2 protein-coding genes and 1 pseudogene are annotated in these 1173 nt (G+C 67.2%); 2 read left to right on the top strand and 1 reads right to left on the bottom strand.

The features are described 5' to 3' along the window. Positions 1–453, top strand: a 453-nt coding sequence (locus J7E68_RS16555; RefSeq protein WP_215174442.1) for a hypothetical protein, incomplete at its 5' end; no start/stop codon positions are given. Between the two features lie 10 nt (positions 454–463). On the opposite strand, the gene J7E68_RS16550 is transcribed toward J7E68_RS16555, so the two are convergent. Further along, entirely contained in the window at positions 464–778 is a 315-nt protein-coding gene (locus J7E68_RS16550) for a hypothetical protein (RefSeq protein ID WP_215174440.1), read from the bottom strand. 73 nt (positions 779–851) lie between these two features. Between J7E68_RS16550 and J7E68_RS16545 the strand changes: the two are divergent. Then, positions 852–1173, top strand: a pseudogene (locus tag J7E68_RS16545) (transposase); the annotation flags it as partial.

The following is a 1173-nucleotide window of genomic DNA, read 5'->3' as shown; positions in this document are numbered from 1 at the left end:
CCATCGCCGACGGCCTCCGCCGAGCCCGTGGCGACGCAGACTCCCGCGCCCGCCGTCGAGCCGACCTGCGACACGATCGTGTCGGCCGGCACCGTGCAGGTGCTCACCGACCAGGGGTGGACGTTCGAGGAGAAGGAGTTCGTCGTGGGCGGTGTGACGCTCGCCGACGGGCTGCTGTGCTTCTGGGCCGATTACACGGTCGCATCAGACCATGGTCAGCTCTATGGATGGTCGGAGATCAGCGCCGAAGACGCGACCACCGCGCAGTCGTCGCTGCTCGGCGAAGGCTGGACTCGTGAGGACGGCCCCGACGGCGTCTACATCACCGAGAACCCGCAGTTCGCCATGGGCACCGACGAAGACGGCTACGGCATGACCTACCTGTTCGGGGACGGTTGGGTGAAGTTCGCCGACACCCGCCAGGGGCTCATCCTCATCGATTGGGCGAGCTGACCACTCCCCCTCAGTCCGTGGGCGGTTCGATGAGCTCGTCGACGAGCATGATTCCGCCGGTCGAGTTCACCGAATGCATGAGCTCCTCGATCCATCGGGTGTTCAGCTGCGGCTGCTCGGATTCCTCGAAGGTGAATCGCAGCGGGATCGACGGGTGGATCCAGATCGTCGATCGGCCTCCCGGTTCTCCGTCCGCATGCTGCCAGGACAGGGTGAAGCTCTCCTGTCGGCGGAGCTTGGTCGCGATGACGATCTTCAGGTGTGCAAGGGCGCGGTCCTCGATGTGGATCGGCACATCAGACGCACCATAGAACAGCGTTGCCATGCGCCCAGAATATCGGTGCAGGAGGCGCGTTCATACGAAGCGGCGCGAGAATCTCGCGTGTATCGTCGCTCGGATGAGCACCTCTCTCACGGACATCGCCGCGGAGCTCTACGCAGGCCCCCCGAACGACTTCGTGGCCGCTCGCAACGCCCGCGCCAAGGACGCCGTCGGCGCCGACCTGACGGCGCAGATCCGCGCCCTGCGCAAGCCCTCGGTGGCGGCCTGGGTCGTGAACGTGTTCGCGCGCGAACGCGCCGCCCAGTTGGAGGAGGCGCTGAGCCTCGCCGAAGAGCTTCGCGAGGCTCAGGCCGACCTCGACGCGAAGGCGCTCTCCCAACTGGGCCGAGACCGCCGCGCCCTCACCCGCAGGCTCGCCGACGCGGCGGTGGAGCTGG

Origin of the sequence: Microbacterium sp. ISL-103 (assembly GCF_018613995.1) — a bacterium.
Lineage (GTDB): Bacteria > Actinomycetota > Actinomycetes > Actinomycetales > Microbacteriaceae > Microbacterium.
Note: the sequence above shows the minus strand (reverse complement) of the source record. Positions and strands in the feature narration are given on the sequence as shown.

Bases quoted from the DNA above. Each gene is read 5' to 3' on its own strand.
- J7E68_RS16550 (WP_215174440.1), bottom strand. From the start codon at position 778: ATGGCAACGCTGTTCTATGGTGCGTCTGATGTGCCGATCCACATCGAG.